Source organism: Streptomyces sp. SM11, assembly GCF_002910905.1.
Taxonomy (GTDB): domain Bacteria; phylum Actinomycetota; class Actinomycetes; order Streptomycetales; family Streptomycetaceae; genus Streptomyces.
This window is the reverse complement of sequence record NZ_NEUE01000140.1, coordinates 1-24,441: the sequence shown is the minus strand read 5'-3', so window position 1 is coordinate 24,441 and position 24,441 is coordinate 1. Positions and strand designations below refer to the sequence as shown.

Annotated in this window: 21 protein-coding genes, 3 tRNA genes and 1 pseudogene; 10 read left to right on the top strand and 15 right to left on the bottom strand. The window is 71.9% G+C overall.

What is annotated here, in order from left to right; translation table 11 throughout:
* Positions 1 to 52 precede the first annotated feature (52 nt).
* The gene (locus tag B9S58_RS11515) at positions 53 to 898 is read right to left on the bottom strand and encodes a hypothetical protein (protein ID WP_103532026.1); all 846 of its coding nucleotides are present in this window, start codon (positions 896 to 898) and stop codon (positions 53 to 55) included.
* Positions 899 to 1,073: 175 nt separating this feature from the next.
* Between B9S58_RS11515 and B9S58_RS11510 the strand changes: the two genes are divergently transcribed.
* Positions 1,074 to 2,156 (top strand): Glu/Leu/Phe/Val dehydrogenase dimerization domain-containing protein, encoded by a 1,083-nt coding sequence (locus B9S58_RS11510; protein ID WP_103532023.1) that lies wholly within the window; start codon positions 1,074 to 1,076, stop codon positions 2,154 to 2,156.
* Positions 2,157 to 2,461: 305 nt separating this feature from the next.
* Positions 2,462 to 2,719, top strand: coding sequence for a DUF3073 domain-containing protein (locus B9S58_RS11505; protein WP_103532022.1), 258 nt, complete (start codon positions 2,462 to 2,464; stop codon positions 2,717 to 2,719).
* A gap of 126 nt (positions 2,720 to 2,845) precedes the next feature.
* Here the strand turns inward: B9S58_RS11505 and purM are convergent, their stop codons facing one another.
* The 9 genes from purM to purS form a co-directional block, all read right to left on the bottom strand.
* Positions 2,846 to 3,919: a phosphoribosylformylglycinamidine cyclo-ligase gene (gene purM / locus B9S58_RS11500; RefSeq protein WP_103532021.1), complete on the bottom strand. Its 1,074-nt coding sequence runs from the start codon at positions 3,917 to 3,919 to the stop codon at positions 2,846 to 2,848.
* A gap of 60 nt (positions 3,920 to 3,979) precedes the next feature.
* Positions 3,980 to 5,506 (bottom strand): amidophosphoribosyltransferase, encoded by a 1,527-nt coding sequence (purF, locus tag B9S58_RS11495; protein WP_103532020.1) that lies wholly within the window; start codon positions 5,504 to 5,506, stop codon positions 3,980 to 3,982.
* Between the two features lie 331 nt (positions 5,507 to 5,837).
* Positions 5,838 to 6,692, bottom strand: coding sequence for an META domain-containing protein (locus B9S58_RS11490; RefSeq protein ID WP_103532019.1), 855 nt, complete (start codon positions 6,690 to 6,692; stop codon positions 5,838 to 5,840).
* 63 nt (positions 6,693 to 6,755) lie between these two features.
* Entirely contained in the window at positions 6,756 to 7,559 is an 804-nt protein-coding gene (locus tag B9S58_RS11485) for a maleylpyruvate isomerase family mycothiol-dependent enzyme (protein ID WP_103532018.1), read from the bottom strand.
* Between the two features lie 37 nt (positions 7,560 to 7,596).
* Positions 7,597 to 8,460, bottom strand: a complete 864-nt coding sequence (locus B9S58_RS11480; RefSeq protein ID WP_103532017.1) for a M23 family metallopeptidase — start codon at positions 8,458 to 8,460, stop codon at positions 7,597 to 7,599.
* A 24-nt stretch (positions 8,461 to 8,484) separates the two neighbouring features.
* The gene (locus B9S58_RS11475; protein ID WP_103532016.1) at positions 8,485 to 8,991 is read right to left on the bottom strand and encodes a helix-turn-helix transcriptional regulator; all 507 of its coding nucleotides are present in this window, start codon (positions 8,989 to 8,991) and stop codon (positions 8,485 to 8,487) included.
* 121 nt (positions 8,992 to 9,112) lie between these two features.
* Entirely contained in the window at positions 9,113 to 11,362 is a 2,250-nt protein-coding gene (purL, locus tag B9S58_RS11470) for a phosphoribosylformylglycinamidine synthase subunit PurL (protein ID WP_103532015.1), read from the bottom strand.
* Positions 11,359 to 12,039, bottom strand: coding sequence for a phosphoribosylformylglycinamidine synthase subunit PurQ (gene purQ / locus B9S58_RS11465; RefSeq protein WP_103532014.1), 681 nt, complete (start codon positions 12,037 to 12,039; stop codon positions 11,359 to 11,361). Before purQ ends, purL begins: the two co-directional genes overlap by 4 nt.
* The gene (gene purS / locus B9S58_RS11460) at positions 12,036 to 12,284 is read right to left on the bottom strand and encodes a phosphoribosylformylglycinamidine synthase subunit PurS (RefSeq protein ID WP_103532013.1); all 249 of its coding nucleotides are present in this window, start codon (positions 12,282 to 12,284) and stop codon (positions 12,036 to 12,038) included. The genes purQ and purS overlap by 4 nt, the downstream gene beginning before the upstream one ends.
* Before the next feature lie 422 nt (positions 12,285 to 12,706).
* On the opposite strand from purS, the gene B9S58_RS11455 reads away from it, so the two are divergent.
* The 8 genes from B9S58_RS11455 (at position 12,707) to B9S58_RS11420 (ending at position 17,494) form a co-directional block, all read left to right on the top strand.
* Positions 12,707 to 13,042 (top strand): Lsr2 family protein, encoded by a 336-nt coding sequence (locus B9S58_RS11455; RefSeq protein ID WP_103532012.1) that lies wholly within the window; start codon positions 12,707 to 12,709, stop codon positions 13,040 to 13,042.
* Positions 13,043 to 13,236: 194 nt separating this feature from the next.
* A tRNA-Gly gene (locus tag B9S58_RS11450) sits at positions 13,237 to 13,308 on the top strand.
* Positions 13,309 to 13,387: 79 nt separating this feature from the next.
* Positions 13,388 to 13,460: transfer RNA gene (locus tag B9S58_RS11445), tRNA-Gly, on the top strand.
* Positions 13,461 to 13,601: 141 nt separating this feature from the next.
* Positions 13,602 to 14,618 (top strand): ABC transporter ATP-binding protein, encoded by a 1,017-nt coding sequence (locus B9S58_RS11440; RefSeq protein WP_103532011.1) that lies wholly within the window; start codon positions 13,602 to 13,604, stop codon positions 14,616 to 14,618.
* Positions 14,615 to 15,436 carry an ABC transporter permease gene (locus B9S58_RS11435; RefSeq protein WP_103532010.1) on the top strand — a complete coding sequence of 274 codons (822 nt, stop codon included), beginning with the start codon at positions 14,615 to 14,617 and terminating at the stop codon, positions 15,434 to 15,436. Before B9S58_RS11440 ends, B9S58_RS11435 begins: the two co-directional genes overlap by 4 nt.
* Before the next feature lies 1 nt (position 15,437).
* Positions 15,438 to 16,781, top strand: coding sequence for a sensor histidine kinase (locus B9S58_RS11430; protein ID WP_103532009.1), 1,344 nt, complete (start codon positions 15,438 to 15,440; stop codon positions 16,779 to 16,781).
* Positions 16,778 to 17,398, top strand: coding sequence for a response regulator transcription factor (locus tag B9S58_RS11425; protein ID WP_003968028.1), 621 nt, complete (start codon positions 16,778 to 16,780; stop codon positions 17,396 to 17,398). The genes B9S58_RS11430 and B9S58_RS11425 overlap by 4 nt, the downstream gene beginning before the upstream one ends.
* Before the next feature lie 23 nt (positions 17,399 to 17,421).
* Positions 17,422 to 17,494 (top strand) — tRNA-Gly (locus tag B9S58_RS11420).
* A 58-nt stretch (positions 17,495 to 17,552) separates the two neighbouring features.
* Here B9S58_RS11420 and B9S58_RS11415 read toward each other — a convergent pair.
* The 5 genes and pseudogenes from B9S58_RS11415 to B9S58_RS11395 form a co-directional block, all read right to left on the bottom strand.
* Entirely contained in the window at positions 17,553 to 18,467 is a 915-nt protein-coding gene (locus B9S58_RS11415) for a phosphoribosylaminoimidazolesuccinocarboxamide synthase (RefSeq protein WP_103532008.1), read from the bottom strand.
* 97 nt (positions 18,468 to 18,564) lie between these two features.
* On the bottom strand, positions 18,565 to 20,019 hold the full coding sequence (locus B9S58_RS11410) for a N,N-dimethylformamidase beta subunit family domain-containing protein (protein WP_103532007.1): 1,455 nt from the start codon (positions 20,017 to 20,019) through the stop codon (positions 18,565 to 18,567).
* Between the two features lie 270 nt (positions 20,020 to 20,289).
* Positions 20,290 to 21,963 carry a hypothetical protein gene (locus B9S58_RS11405; protein WP_103532006.1) on the bottom strand — a complete coding sequence of 558 codons (1,674 nt, stop codon included), beginning with the start codon at positions 21,961 to 21,963 and terminating at the stop codon, positions 20,290 to 20,292.
* Between the two features lie 395 nt (positions 21,964 to 22,358).
* The gene (purD, locus tag B9S58_RS11400; RefSeq protein WP_103532005.1) at positions 22,359 to 23,609 is read right to left on the bottom strand and encodes a phosphoribosylamine--glycine ligase; all 1,251 of its coding nucleotides are present in this window, start codon (positions 23,607 to 23,609) and stop codon (positions 22,359 to 22,361) included.
* 135 nt (positions 23,610 to 23,744) lie between these two features.
* Positions 23,745 to 24,441 (bottom strand): annotated as a pseudogene (locus tag B9S58_RS11395) (DNA polymerase III subunit gamma and tau); the annotation flags it as partial.

Below are 24,441 nucleotides of genomic sequence, written 5' to 3'. Positions count from 1 at the left end.
ATGAAGGATGCCCCGGTTCCATCACCTTGATGCCGCTGTGGGCCTTTTCACGTCAATTGGTGAACTGGAGGTCCCGTACCGCCCGCCAGCGCTCCGCGAGCCGCGCGTACGCCTCCCCCGCGCCCTCGCTGTCGCCGTCCCGCAGTGCGGTGAGCCCCTCCGCCACGTCCGCCGCCGACCGGTCCCCGGCGAGCCGTTCCGCCGGCAGCGCGTGGACGAGGCCGCCGTAGTCCAGCTCGACCAGGGAGCGCGGATGGAATTCCTCCAGCCAGCGCCCCACGTCCACCAGGCCCTCGGTCAGCGGGCCTTCGGGAACGTGTCCGCGCAGGGTCCGCAGCGCCCGCGCCAGCCGGCGCCGGGACTCGACCATCGGGGTGCGGTAGCGCAGCACCGGCGCGGCCCCGTCCTCGGCCGCCGCCGTGTACTCCCGCTCCTCGTCGCGGAAGAGGACGAACCAGCGCACCGGGACCTGCCACACCGTGGTGCGGATCCAGGGCCTCGCGTCCGGGTGGAGCCGCTGCCAGCGCTCGTGGTCCGCCGCCGCCTGGCCACGCACCACCGCGGGCAGCAGGACGTCCAGCACGTTGGCCGGAAACATGCCCCCCAGTTCCTCCAGGGCCAGCCAGCCCCGCAGCCTGGTCCGCCACGGGCAGACGCACACCACCCCGTCCAGCTCCGCCACGAACGCGTCACCGCTCTCGTGCACGGGCACCCCGACCGGCGGCGTCGACGCCAAGTCTGCCAGCGAGCGGCGCAGTTCGTCCTGGGCCGTGGGAAGGTCCCCGCGCCGCGCGTAGCGCGCCCAGTGACTCCGCTCGGGCTCGGCGAATGCGGCGAGCGGCTCGTAGACCCGGAGGTAGGACGTGTAAGGGACGAGCACCGAAGACACCACCGACATGCAGCGCATCGTGTCACGGCGACGCACCCCCAGGGGGTGATCCTTCGCGCGGGGGCAGATCCGCGCCGCCGGAGGACTTACGCTCTTGCCCATCGGACCGGCCGTGCCGGTCGGTCCGGGGCTCTCCCCACCCCCAGGAGGGCCTCCGCCGCTTCGTTGTTTGGGAGTCACCACAGTGACCGATGTGACTAACGGCGTCCTGCACACCCTGTTCCACTCGGATCAGGGGGGCCACGAACAAGTCGTGCTCTGCCAGGACCGTGCCAGCGGCCTCAAGGCCGTCATCGCCCTCCACTCCACCGCCCTGGGCCCGGCCCTCGGCGGTACCCGCTTCTACCCGTACGCCTCCGAGGCGGACGCCGTCGCCGACGCGCTGAACCTGTCGCGCGGGATGTCGTACAAGAACGCCCTCGCCGGCCTCGACCACGGTGGCGGCAAGGCCGTCATCATCGGCGACCCGGACAAGATCAAGAGCGAGGAACTCCTCCTCGCCTACGGCCGTTTCGTCGCCTCGCTAGGCGGCCGCTACGTCACCGCCTGCGACGTCGGCACCTATGTCGCCGACATGGACGTCGTCGCCCGGGAGTGCCGCTGGACCACCGGCCGCTCCCCCGAGAACGGCGGCGCGGGCGACTCCTCGGTGCTCACCGCGTTCGGGGTCTTCCAGGGCATGCGGGCCTCGGCCCAGCACCTGTGGGGCGACCCGACGCTGCGCGGCCGCAAGGTCGGCGTCGCCGGGGTCGGCAAGGTGGGCCACCATCTCGTCGAGCACCTGCTCTCCGACGGGGCCGAGGTCGTGATCACCGACGTCCGCGAGGAGTCGCTGCGCCGGATCACCGATCCGCACCCCGAGGTCACCGTGGTGGCGGACACCGAGACGCTGATCCGTACCGAGGGCCTGGACGTCTACGCGCCCTGCGCGCTCGGCGGTGCGCTGAACGACGCGACCGTGCCGGTGCTCACCGCGAAGGTGGTGTGCGGAGCGGCCAACAACCAGCTTGCGCACCCGGGTGTGGAGAAGGACCTGGCCGACCGGTCGGTTCTCTACGCTCCCGACTACGTGGTCAACGCCGGTGGTGTGATCCAGGTGGCCGACGAGCTGCACGGGTTCGACTTCGACCGGTGCAAGGCGAAGGCCGCGAAGATCTTCGACACCACGCTGGAAATATTCGCACGTGCGAAGGCGGATGGAATTCCGCCGGCCGCGGCGGCCGACCGGCTCGCCGAACAGCGGATGGCGGAGGCACGCGCCCGCTGACCGCGCGGCGGGACCGCGCGGCGGCGCAAGAGCGCCGTACGACCCGCCGGCCGGCGAGACAAGACTCACGCCGGTCGGCGGGTCGCGCCTCCATAAGAGGTTAAAATCGCAGTTGACCAGCGAGGACGGGCTCCTCACTGGCCCTGTGCCGGGGACCGGAATGCGGGCGGCGTACCGTATGGCCACGGAAGCAGGTACCGTTAAAGCTCTACGGGCGCGGTCTCTCTGTCGAGAGTCCGTCCCGAAACATGAACGCGTGTCAAGACTCTGGGGCCGTCGAGCCCCGTCACCGAGGGGGTCGAGCCATGGGGCGCGGCCGGGCAAAGGCCAAGCAGACCAAGGTCGCCCGCCAGCTGAAGTACAGCAGCGGCGGGACTGACCTGTCGCGTCTGGCCAATGAGCTGGGCGCATCGCCTTCGAGTCAGCCACCGAACGCAGAGCCGTTCGAGGACGACGACGAGGAAGATGACCCGTACGCACAGTACGCGGATCGCTACAACCAGAACGATGACGAGGATCAGGACGATCAGTCCGGTCCGTCGTCACAGCGCCGCGGCGCTTGACCTCGCGCTGACACATCAACCCGGTCCGGGCCTGCCCCGGGCCGGGTTCTGTGTGTCCCGGTCCGGCTCCCCGTGGTGCCGTTCGTTGTGCGCCGGACGGGCCGTCCGGCGCACAACGGCGTACGGCTAACGTGCGTAGTCGCCGGTCAGCTCGGCGCCCGTGGTGTGGTCACCGCGGTCGGTGATCTCACCGGCGACCCAGGAGTCGACCCCTCGGTCGGCCAGGGTCGTCAGCGCGGCGTCCACCGAGTCGGCCGGGACGATCGCGATCATGCCGACGCCCATGTTGAGCGTCTTCTCCAGCTCCAGCCGCTCGACCTGGCCGGCCTTCCCGACCAGGTCGAAGACCGCGCCGGGCGTCCAGGTGGAGCGGTCCACGGTGGCGTGCAGACCGTCCGGGATCACCCGGGCCAGGTTGTTCGCCAGACCACCGCCGGTGACGTGGCTGAAGCCGTGCACCTCGGTCGTCCGGGTGAGGGCCAGGCAGTCCAGGGAGTAGATCCGGGTGGGCTCCAGGAGCTCCTCGCCGAGGGTCCGGCCGAACTCCTCGACCTCGCGGTCCAGGGACCAGCCGGCCCGGTCGAAGACCACGTGGCGGACGAGCGAGTACCCGTTGGAGTGAAGACCGGAGGACGCCATGGCGATGACCGCGTCACCCTTGCGGATACGGTCCGGGCCGAGCAGGCGGTCGGCCTCGACCACGCCCGTACCGGCTCCGGCGACGTCGAAGTCGTCCGGGCCGAGGAGACCCGGGTGCTCGGCCGTCTCGCCGCCGACCAGGGAGCAGCCCGCCAGGACACAGCCTTCGGCGATGCCCTTCACGATGGCCGCGACACGCTCGGGGTGCACCTTGCCGACGCAGATGTAGTCGGTCATGAACAGCGGCTCGGCGCCGCAGACGACGAGGTCGTCCACGACCATGCCGACGAGGTCGTGGCCGATCGTGTCGTACACGCCCATCTTCCGCGCCAGGTCCACCTTGGTGCCGACGCCGTCCGTGGCGGAGGCGAGGAGCGGACGCTCGTAACGCTTGAGCGCCGAGGCGTCGAAGAGCCCGGCGAAGCCGCCGAGGCCGCCGAGGCCCGCGACCTCGGGGCGCTGGGTCTTCCGCACCCACTCCTTCATCAGCTCGACGGCACGGTCACCGGCTTCGATGTCGACGCCGGCCGCCGCGTAGGAAGCACCTGTTGTCTCAGACATGGCCTGGGATCTTTCGTGTGGAGATACGGGGCTGGTGGGGGAGGCGGCGGCGCGTCCGGGTCACGGACGGCGCAGCGCGTCGGCCGCGGCGGTCGCCGCCGGGCCCGCCGCCAGCTCGGTCTCCAGCAGCTGCTTGCCGAGCAGCTCCGGGTCCGGGAGCTCCATCGGGTACACCCCGTCGAAGCAGGCGCGGCAGAGGTTCGGCTTGTCGATCGTCGTCGCCTCGATCATGGAGTCGATCGAGATGTACGAGAGGGAGTCGGCACCCATGGAGGTGCGGATCTCGTCGACGGTCATGCCGTTGGCGATCAGCTCGGCGCGGGTCGCGAAGTCGATCCCGAAGAAGCAGGGCCACTTCACCGGCGGCGAGGAGATCCGGATGTGGATCTCGGCGGCACCGGCCTCGCGGAGCATCCGGACCAGGGCGCGCTGGGTGTTACCGCGGACGATCGAGTCGTCGACGACCACCAGCCGCTTGCCCTTGATGACTTCCTTGAGCGGGTTGAGCTTGAGCCGGATGCCCAGCTGCCGGATGGTCTGGGACGGCTGGATGAAGGTCCGGCCGACGTAGGCGTTCTTGACCAGTCCAACGCCGAACGGGATTCCGCTGGCTTCGGCGTAACCGACGGCCGCGGGGGTTCCGGATTCCGGGGTCGCTATGACGAGATCCGCCTCGGCGGGGGCCTCGGCGGCCAGCCGGCGGCCCATCTCCACCCGGGAGAGGTAGACGTTGCGCCCGGCGATGTCGGTGTCGGGGCGGGCCAGGTAGACGTACTCGAATACACAGCCCTTGGGCTTCGCTTCTGCGAATCGGGTGGTGCGCAGGCCGTTCTCGTCGATGGCGACGAGCTCGCCCGGCTCGATCTCGCGTACGTAGCTGGCACCGCAGATGTCGAGTGCGGCGGACTCGGACGCGACCACCCAGCCGCGCTCCAGACGGCCGAGCACCAGCGGGCGGATGCCCTGCGGGTCGCGGGCGGCGTAGAGGGTGTGCTCGTCCATGAAGACGAGGGAGAACGCGCCCTTGACGTCGGGGAGCACCTTGGCGGCGGCTTCCTCGACGGTGAGCGGCTTGTCGTTCTCGTCGCGCTGTCCGGCGAGCAGCGCGGTCACCAGGTCGGTGTCGTTGGTCGCGGCGACCTGGGTGGCGCGGCCGTCCTTGCGCGGGAGGTCGGCGACCATCTCCGCGAGCTGGGCGGTGTTGACCAGGTTCCCGTTGTGGCCCAGCGCGATCGAGCCGTGCGCGGTGGCACGGAACGTCGGCTGCGCGTTCTCCCACACCGAGGCACCGGTGGTGGAGTAGCGGGCATGACCGACCGCGATATGGCCCTGGAGGGAACCCAGAGACGTTTCGTCGAAGACCTGCGAGACCAGTCCCATGTCCTTGAAGACCAGGATCTGGGACCCGTTGCTCACTGCGATGCCCGCGGATTCCTGTCCGCGGTGCTGCAGGGCATACAGTCCGAAATAGGTGAGCTTGGCGACCTCTTCACCCGGAGCCCAGACACCGAAGACGCCACAAGCGTCCTGGGGGCCTTTCTCTCCGGGGAGCAGGTCGTGGTTGAGTCGTCCATCACCACGGGGCACGCCACCGAGTGTAGGCGAGATCGACCACTGGTCCGAATTGGGGACCGGTGGGCAAACGCGCGATGGAGCACCGGGAACGGCCCCGCCCACCGCCCGGGGCGGGCGATTCGCGGGACTTCGGCCGGTGACGTTGCGTGACGACCGGGCGGGCGGTGCGGGCTTCGCGAAGCGACCGCAGGGCTCGCTTCCGGGCCGGGAGACCGATTACCGACTGGTAGGGACTGTCTGCGGCGGACGGGCGGCCGTGGCGCTCGGTGAACCTGCCGGATCACCGCCCCGGCCGCTGACCGAACGCCCGTTTCGTGGTGAGCCTCACACCGAGGGGCCGGGTTCAGTCGCGCTGGGAGCTGTCTTCGGCCCCGGGAGGTGTGGCCGTGGCGCCGATCCCCTTGCCGTCGTCCGCGGTGACGGTGAGGGTGCTGCCCTCGATCGTGTACGTCGTCGGGCCCTTGAGGGCGGCGAGTACGGCGCGCTCCACCTCCATCTCCGCCTCCGGGCACATCTTCAGGGTGCCCGCCACCGGCCCGAAGACGATCGTGGAGCCCTTGACCGTGGCCCGGCCGCGGAAGATGTTGCAGCCGGAGCCGCCCTGGACGGCGCCGTCCGCGGAGAGGGTCAGGTGGGGCACCCGCTCCTTCGGCAGATCCGCGGGTACGGAGGTGGCCGTCTCACCGCTGACCAGCGTGGTCACCGCCCACCGGGTGCCCACCAGGCCGGCCGCCTTCACCTCGCTGAGCGCGATGGTGTCACCGCCCTCGGTGGTGAGGGTCAGCTTCCTGCCGGAGAGCTTCGCGGTGAGTTCGCCGCCCATCGCGCCGGTGGCGGCCTTCTCGAACTTCTCGATCTCCTCCTCGCACGCCATCTGCGTGGAGACGGGCTCGCCCACGGTGATCCGGTCGCCCTCCACCCGGGCGTCCGCACTGATGTGGTTGCAGCCGAAGCCGGCCGTGACCCGGCCCTTCGGGTCGATCTCCAGCCGGGCCCCCTCCGGGGCCTCGGTCCTCTTCCCGCCGACGGTCAAGGAGTCGACGCTCCACGCCACCCCGGTGACGGGAACGTCGCTCTGCACGCCCTCGCCGCCGGATCCCTTGCCGGAGCCGGAGCCGGACCCCGGCTCCGCACCGCAGGCGGCGAGGGCGAGCAGGGCCAGGAAGCTGACGCCGAGGGTCATACGTTGGGTTCGCATGGCGATGTGACGGTACGAGGGTCCGATCCGGTTCCGCCCGGACCGCGTGCCCGGCCGGACGGCTCAGCCCAGCAGCGGCAGCAGCTCCGCCAGGTCCGCGCGCTCCCCGCCGGCGCTGACCTCGGCGTCCTCCAACGCCTTCGCCCACTCCGTACGCCCGGTGGCGAGCCGGATCCAGGTCAGCGGGCCGGTCTCCACGACGTTGGGCGGGGTGCCCCGGGTGTGCTTGGGCCCGCCGATGCACTGGACCACCGCGAACGGCGGGACGCGCACCTCGACCGAGCCGCCGGGGGCCCGGTCGGCGAGGGCGTCCGCCAGCAGCCGGGTGCAGGCGGCCAGCGCCTGCCGGTCGTACGGGATCTCCGAGCCGAGCGCCTCGTTCAGGTCGTCCGTGTGGACGATCAGCTCGACGGTCCGGGTGACCAGGTAGTCGGACAGCCGCATGGAGCCGACGCGAGAGGACAGCAGCCGCTCCCCCGCGCCGGTCGCCGGGACGGCCTCCGTGAACCCCGCCTCCGCCTCCTCGTACAGCGTGGCGAGATCGGTGCGGGCAGCCGCCAGCTCCTCGACGTCCTCGGCGATCCGGGCGGCGTGCGCGGCGGTGACCGAAGGCCACGTCAGCAGGGTGACTTCGGGCCCCGGGCCGGGCGGCTCCGGCGGGGCCAGTGACCGAGCGACGCTGCTCAGGCCCATCGCGACATGCGCGGCGAGCTCGCGCACCGTCCAGTCGCCGAGCCGGGTCGGCCGGGCGAGCTGGGCGGGCGTCAACGTGCGGACGGCGTCGCGCACATGGGCGAACTGGGCGAGGACCGCCGTCCGGGTCCTGAGGTGGTCGTAGGAGCGCGGGCGCTTCTTGGCCGGGGGCATGGGGCCGAGACTAACCGGCCCCACCGACACCGCCCGGTCAGGCCTGTGCGACCTGCTCCTCGGACTGCTCCTCGACGGTGAACGTCTCGCCGTTCGCGGGAACCCCGACTCCCCGCCAGGTGAACGGGACGCCCCGGGCGTTGTCGAGGTCCGGGCCGTCCATCAGGTGGAAATGGAGGTGGGGTTCGGTGGTGTTGCCGGAGTTTCCGCACCGCGCGATCCGCTGCCCGGCCCGGACGGTGTCCCCGGGCTTCACCCGGAGCGAGCCGCGCTGGGCGTGCGCGTAGACGGCGTACGTGCTGTCGCCGAGGTCGAGGATCACGTGGTTGCCGATGACCCGGTGCACGCCGACGATGGACCGGATGTTGCCCTCGATGAGCATCAGGTAGGCGAGAGCGGGAAGCGAGTTGCGGCTCAGGTGGTCGCGCTGGCCGTCGCTCGCCCGGACGACCGTGGCGTCGGCCACCGCGAGCAGCGGGGCGCCGAATGCCGGGAAGGCGCGGCTGCGGCGGAAGAGCGGCCAGAGCCGGCCGAACGCGGGCCGGGCAGGGGGCTCGTCCTCACCGGTCTCGGGGTCGGCCACGATGTCGATCGCGTACGTCTGCCCGTACCCGTGCGTCCCGTGGCTCGGCACCTTGTCCGCCGGGCTGTTCAGGGCCGTCCAGCGCCCGGTCACCGGCGGGTCGACCTCGACCGGGGGCCTCGGCTCGCCCCGGGGCGCGGCGGCCCGGGCCTGCAGGGCCGTCGTCGCCACCATGAGGACGAGAACGACCGTCGCGGGCAGGAAGGTGGTCGCCCAGCCCGGTCCGGGCAGATCCGTGAAGAACTCGCTGATCACCAGCGCGAACAGGACCAGCCAGGACAGCCGCATGGCGATCGGAACGGCTGTGCGGACAGACATGTTTCCCCCTGTTTTCCGTTGGTTCTACGGCCGCGCCGCCGTCAGCACCACCAGCAGCGGTACGACCCGGGCGGGCGGCACCTCGTACCTGCCTCGCCCGGCCGCGTGCAGCCAGCCCGCGCCGGTCAGCTGGCGCAGGTGGTGGTAGATCTGGCCGGTGGTGCCGGCCCCGTCGAGCTCGGCCAGTTCGGCGGCCGTCCTCAGACCGCCGAGGATCTCGCGGAGCAGACGCAGCCGGACCGGGTGGCCCAGCGCGGCGAACGACTCGGCGGCGTCCGCCCAGTCCCCGTCGACCAGGGCCTCGGTGAACGCGCCGTACTGCCACTCGTACTGCTCACCGGTGGGCAGCCGTACCGAGCCCGTGTAGAGCACTCCCCCGTCGGCCGCGGCCTCCCCGACCTCGGCGAGCTGCTGCTTCAGTCCTTCCAGCGCCCAGAAGTCGCCGTCGCCCAGGCGGGGGGACTCCCCGTCCTGCCGCTCCAGTGCCGTGAGCCGCCGCTCCAGCACGGCGACCCGCTGCTCCAGCTCCATGACACCAACTTTACGTAATTACGTAATTCCTATCAAGGGATGTGGGGATGTAGGCGGAAGACCGAAGCCCCCGCCCGGAGGACCCGGGCGGGGGCTTCGGAGGCGCCGGTCGGCGCTCTCCTCAGGCGAGCAGCGCGGGGATCGTCGCCTCGTGCGCCGTACGGAGCTCGCTCAGCGGGATGCTGAACTCGCCCTGGACCTCGATCTCCTCGCCGTCCACGACACCGATGCGGGTGACGGGCAGACCGCGCGCGCCGCACATGTCGTTGAAGCGGAGCTCCTCGCTGCGCGGGATCGAGACGACCGCGCGTCCCGCCGACTCGGAGAAGAGGAACGTGAACGCGTCCAGGCCGTCCGGCACGACCAGCCGGGCGCCCTTCCCGCCGCGCAGGCAGGACTCGGTGACGGCCTGGATCAGACCGCCGTCGCTCAGGTCGTGCGCGGCGTCGATCATGCCGTCGCGGGAGGCCGAGACGAGGATCTCGGCGAGCAGCTTCTCGCGGCCGAGGTCCACCTGGGGCGGCAGGCCGCCCAGGTGGTTGTGGACGACCTCGGACCAGGCCGAGCCGCCGAACTCCTCGCGGGTGTCGCCCAGCAGGTAGAGGAGCTGGCCCTCTTCCGCGAAGGCGACCGGCGTACGGCGGTTGACGTCGTCGATCACGCCGAGCACGGCCACGACCGGCGTCGGGTGGATCGCCGTCTCACCGGTCTGGTTGTACAGCGAGACGTTGCCTCCGGTGACCGGGGTGCCCAGCTCCAGGCAGCCGTCCGCGAGGCCGCGGGTGGCCTCGGCGAACTGCCACATGACGTCCGGGTCCTCGGGCGAACCGAAGTTCAGGCAGTCCGAGATGGCCAGCGGCTTGGCGCCGGAGGCGGCGACGTTGCGGTACGACTCCGCCAGCGCGAGCTGCGCGCCGGTGTACGGGTCGAGCTTGGCGTACCGGCCGTTGCCGTCGGTCGCCATGGCCACGCCCAGGTTCGACTCGGCGTCGATGCGGACCATGCCCGCGTCCTCGGGCATCGCGAGGACGGTGTTGCCCTGCACGAAGCGGTCGTACTGGTCGGTGATCCAGGACTTGGAGGCCTGGTTCGGGGAGGCGACCAGCTTGAGGACCTGCTCGCGCAGCTCGGCCGCGTTCGCCGGGCGGGCGAGCTTGCCGGCGTCGTCGGCCTGGAGCGCGTCCTGCCAGGACGGGCGGGCGAACGGGCGGTGGTAGACCGGGCCGTCGTGGGCGACCGAGCGCGGCGGCACGTCCACGATCTGCTCGCCGTGCCAGAAGATCTCCAGCTGGGAGCCCTCGGTCACCTCACCGATGACGGTGGCGATGACGTCCCACTTCTCGCAGATCTCCAGGAAGCGGTCCACGTGCCGCGGCTCGACGATCGCGCACATGCGCTCCTGCGACTCGCTCATGAGGATTTCCTCGGGCGAGAGGGAGGAGTCGCGCAGCGGCACGGTGTCCAGCTCGACGCGCATCCCGCCGGAACCGGCGGAGGCCAGCTCGCTGGTGGCACAGGAGAGCCCGGCGCCGCCGAGGTCCTGGATGCCCGCGACGAGCTTCTCCTTGAAGATCTCCAGGGTGCACTCAATGAGGAGCTTCTCCTGGAACGGGTCGCCGACCTGGACGGCGGGGCGCTTGGCCGGGCCGGTGGACTCGAAGGTCTCCGAGGCCAGCACGGAGACGCCGCCGATGCCGTCGCCGCCGGTGCGGGCGCCGTAGAGGATGACCTTGTTGCCGGGGCCCGAAGCCTGCGCGAGGTGGATGTCCTCGTGCTTCATCACGCCGATGCAGCCGGCGTTGACCAGCGGGTTGCCCTGGTAGCAGGCGTCGAAGACGACCTCGCCGCCGATGTTGGGCAGGCCCAGGCAGTTGCCGTAGCCGCCGATGCCCGCGACGACGCCCGGCAGGACGCGCTTGGTGTCGGGGTGGTCGGCCGCGCCGAAGCGCAGCGGGTCCACGACCGCGACGGGGCGGGCGCCCATCGCGAGGATGTCGCGGACGATGCCGCCGATGCCGGTGGCCGCGCCCTGGTAGGGCTCGATGTACGAGGGGTGGTTGTGCGACTCGACCTTGAAGGTGACCGCGTACCCCTGGCCGACGTCGACGACGCCGGCGTTCTCGCCGATGCCGACGAGCATCGCGTCGTTGGCGGGGACCTTCTCGCCGAACTGCTTGAGGTGGACCTTGCTGCTCTTGTACGAGCAGTGCTCCGACCACATCACGGAGTACATGGCGAGCTCGGCGCCGGTGGGACGGCGGCCCAGGATCTCGCGGATCCGGGCGTACTCGTCCTCCTTGAGGCCGAGCTCCTTCCAGGGCTGCTCGGCGTCCGGGGTCTCGGCCGCGTGCTTGACCGTATCCAGGCTCATGCGTTGACCAGCTTCTTGATGATCGAGGTGAAGAAACCGAGGCCGTCGGTGCCGCCGGTGCCGATCAGCGGCTCCACGGCGTGCTCCGGGTGCGGCATCAGGCCGACGATGTTGCCCGAGGCGTTGGTGATGCCCGCGATGTCGCGGAGCGAGCCGTTGGGGTTGCCGTCGAGGTAACGGAAGGCGACGCGGCCCTCGGCCTCCAGCTCGTCGAGCGTGCGCTCGTCGGCGGTGTACCGGCCGTCCACGTTCTTGAGCGGGACGCTGATCTCCTGGCCGGCGCTGTAGTCCGAGGTCCAGGCGGTCTCCGCGGTCTCCACCCGCAGCTTCTGGTCACGGCAGATGAAGTGCAGGTGGTTGTTACGCAGCATCGCGCCGGGCAGCAGGTGCGCCTCGGTCAGGATCTGGAAGCCGTTGCAGATACCGAGGACCGGCATACCGGCCTTCGCCTGCTCGATGAGCGTTTCCATCACCGGCGAGAAGCGGGAGATGGCTCCGGCGCGGAGGTAGTCCCCGTAGGAGAAACCGCCGGCCAGGACGACCGCGTCGACCTGGTGCAGGTCCTTGTCGCGGTGCCACAGGGACACGGGCTCGGCGCCCGCGATCCGGACTGCGCGCAGGGCGTCCTGATCGTCGAGGGTGCCGGGAAAAGTGACGACGCCGATACGGGTGGTCACTTCTCCTCCACCTTCACGACGAAGTCCTCGATGACGGTGTTGGCGAGGAACGTCTCGGCCAGCTCGTTAATACGGGCGAGGGCGGCGTCGTCGACCGGCCCCTCGACCTCCAGCTCGAAACGCTTTCCCTGACGAACGTCCGCGATTCCCTCGAAGCCGAGACGGGGCAGTGCACGCTGCACCGCCTGTCCCTGCGGGTCGAGGATCTCGGGCTTGAGCATGACGTCGACTACGACGCGTGCCACTGGCACTCCCGGTGTGGTGGTGTGATGCGGCTGTCTCTCCGGGGGGGTTCCCCAGACCCCCGCGGGTCCACTCAGCGTACCTGGCCAAAATTTCTACGCGGGTAGATATCGGGCGGGACGGACACCGGCGAGCGCACCGCGCAGACCACACCGAGATATCGAACACGACACTGCACGGAAAAGGTCTGGAAAAAACCCTCCCTGATTGCACACGGATTGCACACGGACACGCGGATGCAATTGGCCGGGCTTCACAATGCGGTACCCGCCGCTGTACAAATGATTACCGGGGAAAGCAACATTGCCCCGGGGACAACGGAACAGTCGACACCTCGTCGATCCGCATCCGCCCGCCTGACAGCCGGAAGGCCGGCATCCGCGCACGCGACACGCGCCGGTGCCGTAGGAAAGGACTGATATCCGTGGCTCAGCGCGTAGTGGTGACGCTCTCCGACGACATCGACGGGGGAGCAGCGGCGGAAACGATGACCTTCGCCCTGGACGGGAAGACGTACGAGATCGATCTCAACCCCGCCAACGCGAAGAAACTGCGGAAGACCCTGGCGCCTTACGTGGCCGCCGGCCGTAGGCAGACAAATGCCAGCAAGCACGGCAGGACGCCCACGACCTACCACCACACCTCCCTCGCCCCGGACCCGGCGGCCGTCCGCGCCTGGGCCCGCTCGCACCGGATGGAGGTACCGGCCCGGGGCCGCATCCCGAAGAAGGTCTACGAGGCGTTCGACGCGGCTGACTGAGCCCCGGGGCCGGCGGGCCGGTTCGAGCCGCCCCGGACCCGCCGGTGCCCGGCGGGCCGGGGGAAGCCGGGGGAGCCGGGAAGCCGGACGCCCCGTCAGGCGGCCCCGGATGCCCGGCCGGCCGGCCCCGCAGGTCGGCTAGAGTCTGGAGCACGCCGAGGGGCGAGGCCGCAAAGCCGAATCCCACGCAGCGTGCGGGTGTAGTTCAGTAGTAGAACATCCCCCTTCCAGGGGGAAGGCGCAGTGTGCAATTCCTGTCACCCGCTCTGCACGACTCTTCAGACCACTTCGTTGGATCAGGTAGAGTAGTGCTCGCTCCACCGGTGAAAGCCGAGTGGCTGCATTGCGGACGTAGCTCAGTTGGTAGAGCGCAACCTTGCCAAGGTTGAGGTCGCCAGTTCGAACCTGGTCGTCCGCTCAGCATCAAAGGCCCTGACCTTCTGGTCAGGGCCTTTGTCGTGTTCCCGGTCTCCTTCCCCAAGCACGCCATGACGTTTGTCATGAGCAGTGGTGACAGCGCGCACTGCTCGCGGGCCGGTTCCGGCGGAAGCCTGGGGGCATGACCAGCGACGACATTCTCAGCGACCGCGTGGACGGTCCCGTGATCGAGGCGAACGGGGTCCGACGCCGTTACGCCGGCGGCTTCGAGGCCGTGTCCGGAATCTCCTTCTCCGTGGCCCGCGGCGAACTGTTCGCCCTGCTCGGGACGAACGGCGCGGGCAAGACCTCCACCGTGGAACTCCTGGAGGGCCTGGCGCCGCCGACCGACGGCACGGTTCGGGTCCTCGGCCACGACCCGTACCGCGAACGCGCCGCCGTCCGCCCCCGCACCGGGGTGATGCTCCAGGAAGGCGGCTTCCCCTCCGACCTCACGGTCCTGGAGACCGTACGCATGTGGTCGGCCTGCACCACCGGCGCGCGCCCCGCCTCCGAGGCTCTGGAGACGGTCGGCCTGACCGCCCGGGGACGCGTACGGGTCAAGCAGCTGTCCGGCGGCGAGAAGCGCCGCCTCGACCTGGCGCTCGCCCTGACGTCCCGGCCCGAGGTGCTCTTCCTCGACGAGCCGACGACCGGGCTGGACGCCGAGGGGCGGCAGGAGACCTGGGAGCTCGTCCGGGCGCTGCGGGACAGCGGCACGACCGTGCTGCTGACCACGCACTACCTGGAGGAGGCCGAGGCCCTCGCGGACCGCCTGGCGATCATGCACCAGGGGAGGATCGTGACGACCGGGACCATCGCCGAGGTGACCGCGCGGCAGCCGGCCAGGATCCGGTTCGTTCTGCCCGAGTCCGTGCCGGCGGCACGCCTCCCGCTCTCGCTGCGGGCCGCGGCCGAGGGGTCCCGGGTCGAGATCCGCACCCCTGCCCTCCAGGAGTCTCTGCACGAACTCCTGGAGTGGGCCCGGGAGTCCGGCGTACGGCTGCACGGTCTCGACGCCCGCTCCGCCTCCCTGGAAGAGGCGTTCCTCGACATCGCGAAAGCTCGGAACGCGCCCCGGGACCAGGACCCGCGCCAGGTCCACGACCGCTCCACCCGCTCCGACGGCACGAAGCGCACGAAGAAGGTGACGGCATGACGACCACCACGACCCCCGTCCGCGACCGGGCCCCCGCCGGCTCCCCCACGGGCGCGGCGGCCGTGACCCGGCGGCTGACCGCCCTGGGCCGCGCCGAGCTGATCCTCCTGGTGCGCAACCGGACCGCGATCGTCGTGGCCCTGCTGCTGCCGCTCACGATGATCTTCGCGATGCGGTCCTCGCTCGAACAGATCGACCTCGGCGGCACCGGGCTCACCGTCGCGGGCGCGACCCTGACCGGCGGCATCGGCATGGTGCTCGTCCAGGTCGTCTACATGAACCTCGTCTCCGCGTACGTCGCCCGGCGCGAGGAACTCGTCCTGAAGCGGCTGCGCACCGGCGAGATCCCCGACCGCGAGATCCTCATCGGCACCGCGCTGCCGTCCGTCGCGCTGGCGCTCGCCCAGTGCGTGCTGCTGGTGGTGGCCGGCGCGATCGCCTTCGACCTGAGCGCGCCGCACCGCCCTGACCTCCTGCTGGCCGGACTGCTGCTGGCCTTCGTCCTGATGTCCGCCCTGGCGGCGGCGACCACCGTGATCACCCGGACGGTGCAGACCTCGCAGCTCACCACCCTCCCGCTGTTCTTCGTCTCGATGTTCGGCTCCGGACTGTTCATCCCGCTGGCGGTGTTCCCGGACAAGCTGGCCTCGTTCCTTGAGCTGCTGCCGATGACGGGCGTGATGACCCTGATCCGGAACGGCTGGCTCGGCGGCGTGGAGAGCGGCGATCTGTTCACGGCCGGGGTGACCGCGCTGGCCTGGACCGCTTTCGGCGTGTTTGCTGTGCGACGGTGGTTCCGCTGGGACCCGCGCGGCTGACATGGAGGGACTGAGGGGTGTGATCGGTCGGGTACGGGGCTGGCGGCGCGGCTGGCACGAGCGCAGCAAGCTTGAGCGCATCGACCTCTACAGCCGGATGACGCTCTGCTCGATCACCTGGTTCTTCGCGGTGTCCTGGGGGCTGCTGCCGCTCGGCGAGACCCTGGACGAGGGGCCGGCGGCGATGGCCCTGGGCGGAGCGTTCCTCGCCGCCAACATCGCCCAGTCCGTGCTGAGCAACCGCAATCTGGCACCCGCCTTCGACGACTACCGGGGAACAGAGCCGTTCCTCCCGGGACGATTGCGCCTGCCCGCCGCGCTCCAGGTGGCGATGACCGGCCTTCTGGTGGCACTCGCGGCGGTGGGAGGCGTGAAGGACGAGGGGCTTGTGCTGCTGGTGCTGGACCTGCCCGTGGCGTTCGCCATCCCGTACGTCCTGCTCGTCCCGGTCCGGAGGTTCCTGCTCCACGCCGCCGCCTACTCGGTGGCCGTCGTGGCGCTCCTGGCGGCCGTGGGCGTACCGGGCGGGCAGCTGCTCGGGGCGGTCGTCTCGCTGGTCGCCATCACCCTGCTGGTGCTCACCTCGGCCCGGCCGAGCGTCTGGAGCCTGTCCGTGATGTGGCAGGCGGAGGAGGCACGGGACATGCAGGCCCGGCTGGCGGTGGCGGAGGAGCGGCTGCGGTTCGGCCGGGACATGCACGACGTGCTGGGCCGGAACCTGTCGGTGATCGCCCTGAAGAGCGAGCTGGCCGTGGAGCTGGCCCAGCGCGGGAACCCCGCGGCGACGGACCAGATGGTCGAGGTGCAGCGGATCGCCCGCGCCTCGCAGCAGGAGGTCCGCGATGTCGTACGCGGCTACCGGGAGGCCGACCTGCCGACCGAGCTCATGGGCGCGCAGGGCGTGTTGCAGGCCGCGGGCATCATCGTCACCGTCGAGGGCGCGGACGGCCCGGCCGGCATCGGGGCTCCCGCCGCCGTCCAGGCCGCGCTCGGCTGGGTGGTGCGCGAGACCGCGACGAACGTCCTGCGCCACGGCGACCCGCGCCACTGCTGGATCCGGCTCGCGCGGACGCGGGACGCGGTGGTCCTGGAGGTCGAGAACGACGGGGCCGGCGCCACCCGCCCGCTCGGCGGCGCGGACGACGGCGGCGGTTCGGGGCTGGCCGGGCTGCGGGTACGGCTCGGAGCGCTCGGCGGATCGCTCAGCGCCGGAGCCGTCACGGACGATCTCTTCCGGGTGACGGCGACAGTGCCCATCACGGCTCCCGGCCCGGCTGCGAACGGCCGCCTCGCACCTTCCCCCGAACCTTCCCCCGCCCCTTCCGTCCTCCCGGAGGAACGATGACCACCGCGCAGCCCCTGCGGGTTCTGCTGGCCGACGACGAGCACCTGATCCGGGGCGCGCTGGCCGCACTGCTCGCCCTGGAGGAGGACCTCGTCGTGGTCGCGGAGGCGGCGAGCGGCCCCGAGGCCCTGGCGATGGCTCTCGCGCACCGGCCCGACGTCGCCGTCCTGGATCTCCAGATGCCGGGGGCGGACGGTGTGAAGGTCGCCACATCGCTGCGGACGGAACTGCCGCACTGCCGCACCATGATCGTGACCAGCCACGGCCGCCCCGGACACCTCAAGCGGGCCCTGGCCGCCGGCGTACGGGGGTTCGTGCCGAAGACGGTCAGCGCCCGGCGGCTGGCCGAGATCATCCGTACCGTCCACGCCGGGAACCGTTACGTGGATCCGGAGTTGGCGGCCGACGCCATCTCCGCGGGGGACTCTCCGCTCACCGCCAGGGAGGCCGAGGTGCTCGAACTGGCGGCGGACGGAGCGCCGGTCGCGGAGATCGCGGAGCGGGCCTCGCTGTCCCAGGGGACCGTACGCAACTATCTGTCCTCGGCCGCCACCAAGATCGGTGCGGAGAACCGGCATACGGCAGTGCGTCTCGCACGCGAGCGGGGTTGGGTATAGTAGGCATCGCGCTTCGGCGCACTGCGGACGTAGCTCAGTTGGTAGAGCGCAACCTTGCCAAGGTTGAGGTCGCCAGTTCGAACCTGGTCGTCCGCTCAGCATCCAAGAAGCCCCGGTCCTTTCGGACCGGGGCTTCTTGCGTATCCGCTTGCCGCTACGACCAGTTGGTGCCGGTCAGCACCTCGTACGCCTCGATGTACTTGGCGCGGGTCGCCGCCACGATCTCCTGCGGCAGCGCCGGCGGCGGCTGCTCGCTCGCGCGGTCCCAGCCGGAGGCCGGCGAGGTCAGCCAGTCGCGCACGAACTGCTTGTCGTAGCTGGGCTGCGCGCGGCCGGGCTCCCAGGTGGCGGCGGGCCAGAAGCGCGAGGAGTCCGGGGTCAGCACCTCGTCGGCGATGATCAGCCGCTCGGACCCGTCCTCGGTGGTCTCGAAGCCGAACTCGAACTTGGTGTCGGCCAGGATGATCCCGCGCTGGTGTGCGATGTCCCGGGCCCGGCGGTAGACGTCGAGCGTCGTGCGCCGCAGCTCGGCGGCCGTCTCGACACCGACCTCACGGGCGACGTCCTCGTAACTGACGTTCTCGTCGTGGTCGCCGACGGCCGCCTTGGTGGCCGGGGTGAAGATCGGGCCGGGCAGCTCGGACCCGTTGACCAGGCCCTCGGGGAGACCGATGCCGCAGACCGTACGGGTGGCGTCGTACTCGACGAGCCCGGAGCCGGTCAGATAGCCGCGGGCCACGCATTCGACCTCGACCATGCGCAGGGACCTGCAGACGAGAGTGCGGCCCGCCCAGTCGGCCGGGGCGCCCGGGGGCAGCTCGGTGGAAATGACGTGGTTGGGGACCAGGTCGGCGAGCTGATCGAACCACCAGAGCGAGAGCCGGGTGAGGACGCGGCCCTTGTCGGGGATCTCGGTCGGCAGGACCCAGTCGTACGCGGAGATACGGTCGCTGGCGACCATGACGAGGTCGCCCGCCTCGTTCCGGTACAGGTCACGCACCTTGCCGGTGTGCAGGTGGGTGAGGCCCGGAACCTGTACGGGCTCGGGCTTTTCTACAAAACCGGACACGGTGCCTCCGCGTAGATTGATCCAGGAGCGGTTCCGATTGTCCCGTATCCGCGGGGCGGTACGCGCACGGGGCCCGGTGGCGGTCGTCCCCCGGACGTCAGTCCCGCTTGCAGATCCGGTCGAGGAGATTGGCCGTGGCCCGCTGGATCCGGGGGTCGGTGTGCCCGGGTCGGTCCAGTGCCGGGGACCAGGCGAAGGTGCCGGAGGCAAAGACGAGCGCGCCGGAGGGGGACTGGTAGAGCGAGGTCTCCTGGTGGCGGGTGGCGCCCTCGGAGTCCTCGTACGGGGAGTGGGCGAGCAGGATCCTGTTGTCGTGCTCGGGCAGGCTGGTGCGCGGGAAGTAGCGGTCGGCCTCACCGGCGACCAGCCCCGCGATCTCGTCGCCCTCGACCGCACCCGTGGAGTCCCAGAGCCAGTGCTCGGCGTTGCGCACGACCAGCGGGCGGGGGTCGGGCACCCGGCCCGCGTACTGGATGCCCAGCAGCTGCTGCTCGGGCCGGTCCACCTCGCGCCACAGGGCTGACTTCCCGGGCCCCCGGCGCTTGCGGCAGGTCAGCAGGCGGTCCACCTCGCCGGAGGCGGACGGGGCGAGGCCCACCTGCCAGTACATGGTGTTGGCGGAGAGGAAGACGAGCGAGGTGCCGGAGTCCCGGGCGCGCACGGCGGCCCGGCGCATCGGCAGCGACCAGTACTCGTCGTGGCCGGGGAAGACCAGGCCCCGGTAGCGGCTGGGGTCGACGCGGCCCGCGTGCAGGTCGCGGGCGTCGGCGTAGGCGAGGTCGTAGCCGTACCGCTCGGCCCAGCGGATGAAGTCGTACGCGTGTCCCACGTGCAGCGGCAGGCCGGCCCCGGCGTACGGGCGGTCGAAGGAGATCGTGACGGCGGCGTCCTCCTCGCCGAGCAGCCGCCCCCGCTCGTCCCACGCGTGGTAGAGGCTGGCGCCGGTGCGGCCGTCCTCCGGGTAGAGGTTGTACGCCTGCCAGGTGATGTCGGGCAGCAGGAGCAGCAGGTCGGCGGGGTGGTCGTGGCGCACGGTGAAGGGGATGTGCGAGCGGTAGCCGTCGGCGGTGGTCAGAACGGCCACGTACGCGCCGACCGACCAGTAGCTCGGGATCTGGAGCCGCCAGGACATCCACCAGTGGTGGCAGGAGACGGTCCGGTCGGCGGCGAGCGGCGGGGGCTGGACGATGCCGGAGAGCCGCGGGCTCGTGGTGATCTTGGACGCGCCGTCGCCGCCGTAATGTCCGATCCGGTAGACGTCGACGGAGAACTGCTGGGGCGGGTCCACGGTGATGTGGAAGTCGATGGCCTCGCCGGGGGCCGCTGCTCCGGGTGAGACGAAGCCCTTGATCTGGCGGTGCACGTCGTCGGCGGTACGGGTGCCGCCGCCGGTGGAGCGGGCGAGGTCGGCGTACCAGGGGACGACCTGACCGGTGTAGTCGAAGTAGTTCTCACTGCCGCGCAGCCAGGGCAGCGGGCCCTGCCCGAAGGGATCGCTCACCGCGTGCGCGAGGGCACCCGACTCCCACCGGCGAATCTGCTCCGCCCCCATGCCGCGCCCCTCCCTCGGATCCCCCGGAGCCGGACGACTCCGGGGGAACCCCCGGACAACTCTGGTGCGCCGGATGTCAGCGCCGGTCCCCAGCACATCACATAACGCATGCACCCCGTCACCCTTCGTCGCGAATTGACGGGACCGGAACCGTTCCTTCCGGGCTGTGGCGTCGCGGCAGACGTCACGGAACCGGGTGGGGTGCCGGGTGGTGACCCGGGTGAAGTGCCGGATGGGGCGCCGGACGGGGTGCCGGGTTCACGTACGCGGTCACGCCAGCCGGACCGGCTTGTCGGAGCGCACGCCCACCTCGGCGAGCCAGGACAGCAGCGGGTCCGGATCGCCGTCCTCGACCAGGCTGAGGACCGGAGTCGCGAGGTCCGCCCGGCGCTCGCCGTCGACGAGCAGTGCGGGGCCGTCCAGCCAGTCCAGGCCGGGGGCCGCGCCCGCCGTGTCCACGGCCGCGCAGCAGACCATGGCCGCGACGTGGTCGGCGAGCAGCTCGGTGCCCGTACGCGGCGGCTGGAGCGGAAAGAGAGGCAACGGTCCCGGCCCCCAGAGGTCGAGGGGGTCGTCGACCGCACCGGACTCCGGACCGCCGCGCCCCGTACCGCCGTGCCCCGGGGTCTCTGCCTCCTCGCGGGCGACCGCGGCACCGATGCCCACCGCGAGCTTCTCGCCCGGGCCGCCGGGCCCGCCGGAACCTGACAGGTGCTCCACGACCCGGGCCAGGGTGGGGACGGCCGGGTCTCCGGCGGAGGCCCGGGGGATGCCCACGGTGTCCAGGACCCGGTGCAGCCGGGCCGCTTCCGTACGCCACATCCGGTCGACGACCTCGTCGGGATACTGCTGCCAGTCCACCGGCGCCCAGCCCGGACCGCTCTCGGCGGGGCCGCCGTGGAAGAGCCGGGCGGCGAGCAGGGACGCCGCCTCGTCGGCCACCCCGGGCTCTTCGAGCAGGTCGCACGCGGGCCGCTCGCCCAGGCGCAGGGCGAAGCCGTCGGCCAGCCGGTCCCGGCGGGAGAGCTCGGTGAGCGCGGAGACGACCCCGGCGTCCAGCCGGGAGGGCCAGCGGCCCATCCGCCAGGCGGGCAGCGCCACCCTGGTCAGCAGCCGGTCCCAGCCGGCGTAGGCGAGGCCGACCTGTTCCTGGGCGGAGACGCGCAGCCCGTGGTCGACCGTCTGGGCCCGCATGGACGCGGCGGCGGCCACACAGCGCTCCATCTCGGCCGCGTGGTCCCGGCAGGCCCGCAGCAGCAGCCGGGCGACCCAGCCGGCGAAGGCGAGCGGCGCCCCGCGCACCGCGCCGCGGCCGGGGGCGGCATCGGCGATCGCGGCGTCCAGACCGCGCACGAAGCGGCGGGCGGCGGCTATGTCGGGGTGCGCGGACGGGCCGGTGCCCGCCACCACGGGGGCGAGGACCGCGCGGAGCTCGGCGACCCGCATCCACCACAGGAACGGCGAGCCGATGACCAGGACGGGGGCGGTGTCCCCGGCCCCGTCCGAGGACCGCGGGCCCCTCCGGAGCGCGCGGTGCGTCCGGTCCTCCAGCCAGCTGTCGCAGTCCGGGGTCAGCGCCATGGCCGAGGGCGCGGGCACACCGAGCCGGTCGGCCAGGTCCCTGACCAGGCGGTAGAGGTCGGGGGCCCCTTCCTCCGGCACGGGGACGGTCGGACTCGTGGCGGGCCGCGCACGGGCCACGGAGACGGCGACCAGGACGGTCACCGTCAGCACGACAACCGCGACGCCGAGGACAGTCCAGCGCACGGCGTCCCAGGCCGGACCGGCCAGGTGGCCCTGCGCTCCCGCCGCGAACAGCACGACGGCGAGCGCCGCGGGCAGGATCGCCACGGCCAGTGCCCTGCCGCGGATCCGCAGCAGGGAGAGCGCTCGGGCCTGTGCGGCCCGCGCACCCAGCTCCTCACCCACATCAATACCGGACATGGCCGGACGTCACCCCCTCTGCCCCTCGACGGTGTTGCTCACTCCCCCACTGTGGCACCCGTCACCGACATCGCAATGCCGGTGGGCCAAGTGCCGGAACGCTTGCGCCGCACCCTAGTTGGGGCTCCGGCACCCGTCATCCGGATGGCCCAGCCGTCACCCGATGGAATGGCTTTGGGTAAAGCTGCTGACGTGTTCGCGTCCATGGGCAAGCAGTCGGCCCGCCGCCTCCCCACGGACGCGGACAGGGGGCAGCCCCTCGCGCCTTCCGCGTACGCCGGTGGCGTACGGGGGCGGGCGGAGGGGCTGCGGAACCCGGGGGCCTGCGGAACCCGCGGGCCTGCGGAACCCGCGGGCCTGTGAGGCCTGCGGAACCCGCGGGGGCGTCACGGGGGTCAGCCCTGGGAGGCCTTCAGGGCGATGTCCGTACGGTGCTGGGAGCCGTCCAGGCGGATCCGGCCGAGCGCGGTGTAGGCGCGCTCCCGGGCCGCCGTGAGGTCCTTGCCGGTCGCGGTCACCGAGAGCACCCGGCCGCCCGCGCTGAGGACCGCGTCGCCCTCGGCGCGGGTCCCGGCGTGCAGGACGTACGCGTCGGGGGCATCCTGCGCCGCGACGTCCGCGAGCCCGTCGATCGGGTCGCCGGTGCGCGGGGTGTCCGGGTAGTTGTGCGAGGCGATGACCACGGTGACGGCCGCGTCGTCGCGCCAGTTCAGCGGCGGGAGGACGTCGAGGGTGCCGTTGGCCGAGGCGAGCAGGACACCCGCCAGCGGGGTCTTCAGCCGGGCCAGCACCACCTGGGTCTCCGGGTCGCCGAAGCGGGCGTTGAACTCGATGACCCGCACGCCGCGCGAGGTGATCGCGAGGCCCGCGTAGAGCAGCCCGGAGAAGGGCGTGCCCCGGCGGCGCAGCTCGTCGACGGTCGGCTGGAGGACGGTCCGGAGGACCTCGTCGACCAGCTTGGGGTCCGCCCACGGGAGCGGGGAGTAGGCGCCCATGCCGCCGGTGTTCGGGCCCTCGTCGCCGTCCAGGGCCCGCTTGAAGTCCTGGGCCGGCTGGAGCGGCAGCACGGTGGTGCCGTCGGTGATCGCGAAGAGGCTGACCTCGGGACCGTCGAGGAACTCCTCGATGACCACGCGGTCGCAGGACAGCGCGTGGGCCCGGGCCGCGGCCACGTCATCGGTGACGACGACGCCCTTGCCGGCCGCGAGGCCGTCGTCCTTGACGACGTACGGGGCGCCGAAGGCGTCGAGGGCCTCGTCGATCTCCGCGGGGGTGGTGCAGACGTAGCTGCGGGCGGTGGGGACTCCGGCGCCGGCCATGACGTCCTTGGCGAACGCCTTGGAGCCTTCCAGCCGCGCGGCTTCGCCGGAGGGGCCGAAGCAGGGGATGCCGGCCGCGCGCACGGCGTCGGCGACCCCGGCGACGAGCGGCGCCTCCGGGCCGACGACCACCAGCCCGGCGCCCAGCTCGGTCGCGAGGCGCGCGACGGCGTCACCGTCGAGCGCGTCGACCGGGTGCAGTTCGGCCACCTCTGCGATGCCGGCGTTGCCGGGGGCGCAGTACAGAGCGGTGACATCGGGGTCGAGGGACAGAGAGCGGCACAGGGCGTGTTCGCGGGCGCCGCCGCCGATGACGAGGACCTTCACGGGGTGCAGCCTAGCCGCCGGGCGTGGTGAGCCCCGACGGCCGCCGGTCCGTGGACACGGGTGAAGCGGCGGGCCAACGGGCCCGGAGGCGGCTGCGCGGCCTCCGGGGAGGCCCGCCCCTGCCCTACCACCGCCTCACTGCTCGTTGGTGAACTCCTCGACGACCGTGGCGCCCAGCTCGCGAACGATCAGCTCGTGGCCGGAGAGGGCGGAGTCGACGAGATCCGGATCGTCGGCCTCCGCGGTGTCGTCCTCGGGGGCCACGGACCGCGGCGGCTCCGCCCCGTACGGACTGTGGGAGGCCTCGGGGGCGGGCGCGGCCTCCCGGCCCTGCGGCGGCGCGGAGGGAGGCGGCGACTGCCGGTCCGGCTGCGCGTGCTGGCCCTGCGGAGCGTGCTGACCCTGCGGCGGGGGCGAGGACTGCTGCGGGGCGGAGTGCTGGGGCCGGGGCTCGTACGCGACCGGGGCCGCCGGCGCCGCCGGGGCGGGCTGGTACTGCGGGGCGGGACGTCCGCCGCCGCCACCGGACTGCGGGGGCATCCCGCCGCCACCGGAGGGGTCGACGACCGCTTCGATGCGCCACTGGGCGTTGAAGCGTTCGACGAGGGCCTGCTTGAGGATCTCCTCGCTGCCGCTGCCGGCGAAGTTGTCCCGGGCGCCCGCGTTGAGGAAGCCGATCCGGAGCGTCGTCCCGTCGAACCCGGCGACCTGGGCGTTCTGGCTGAGCAGGATCCAGGTGAAACGCCGACGGCTCTTGACCGCCTCCAGGATGTCGGGCCACATGTTCCGCACCTGGGCGGCGCCCTGGGCCATGCTCTGGCCGCCCTCGGGC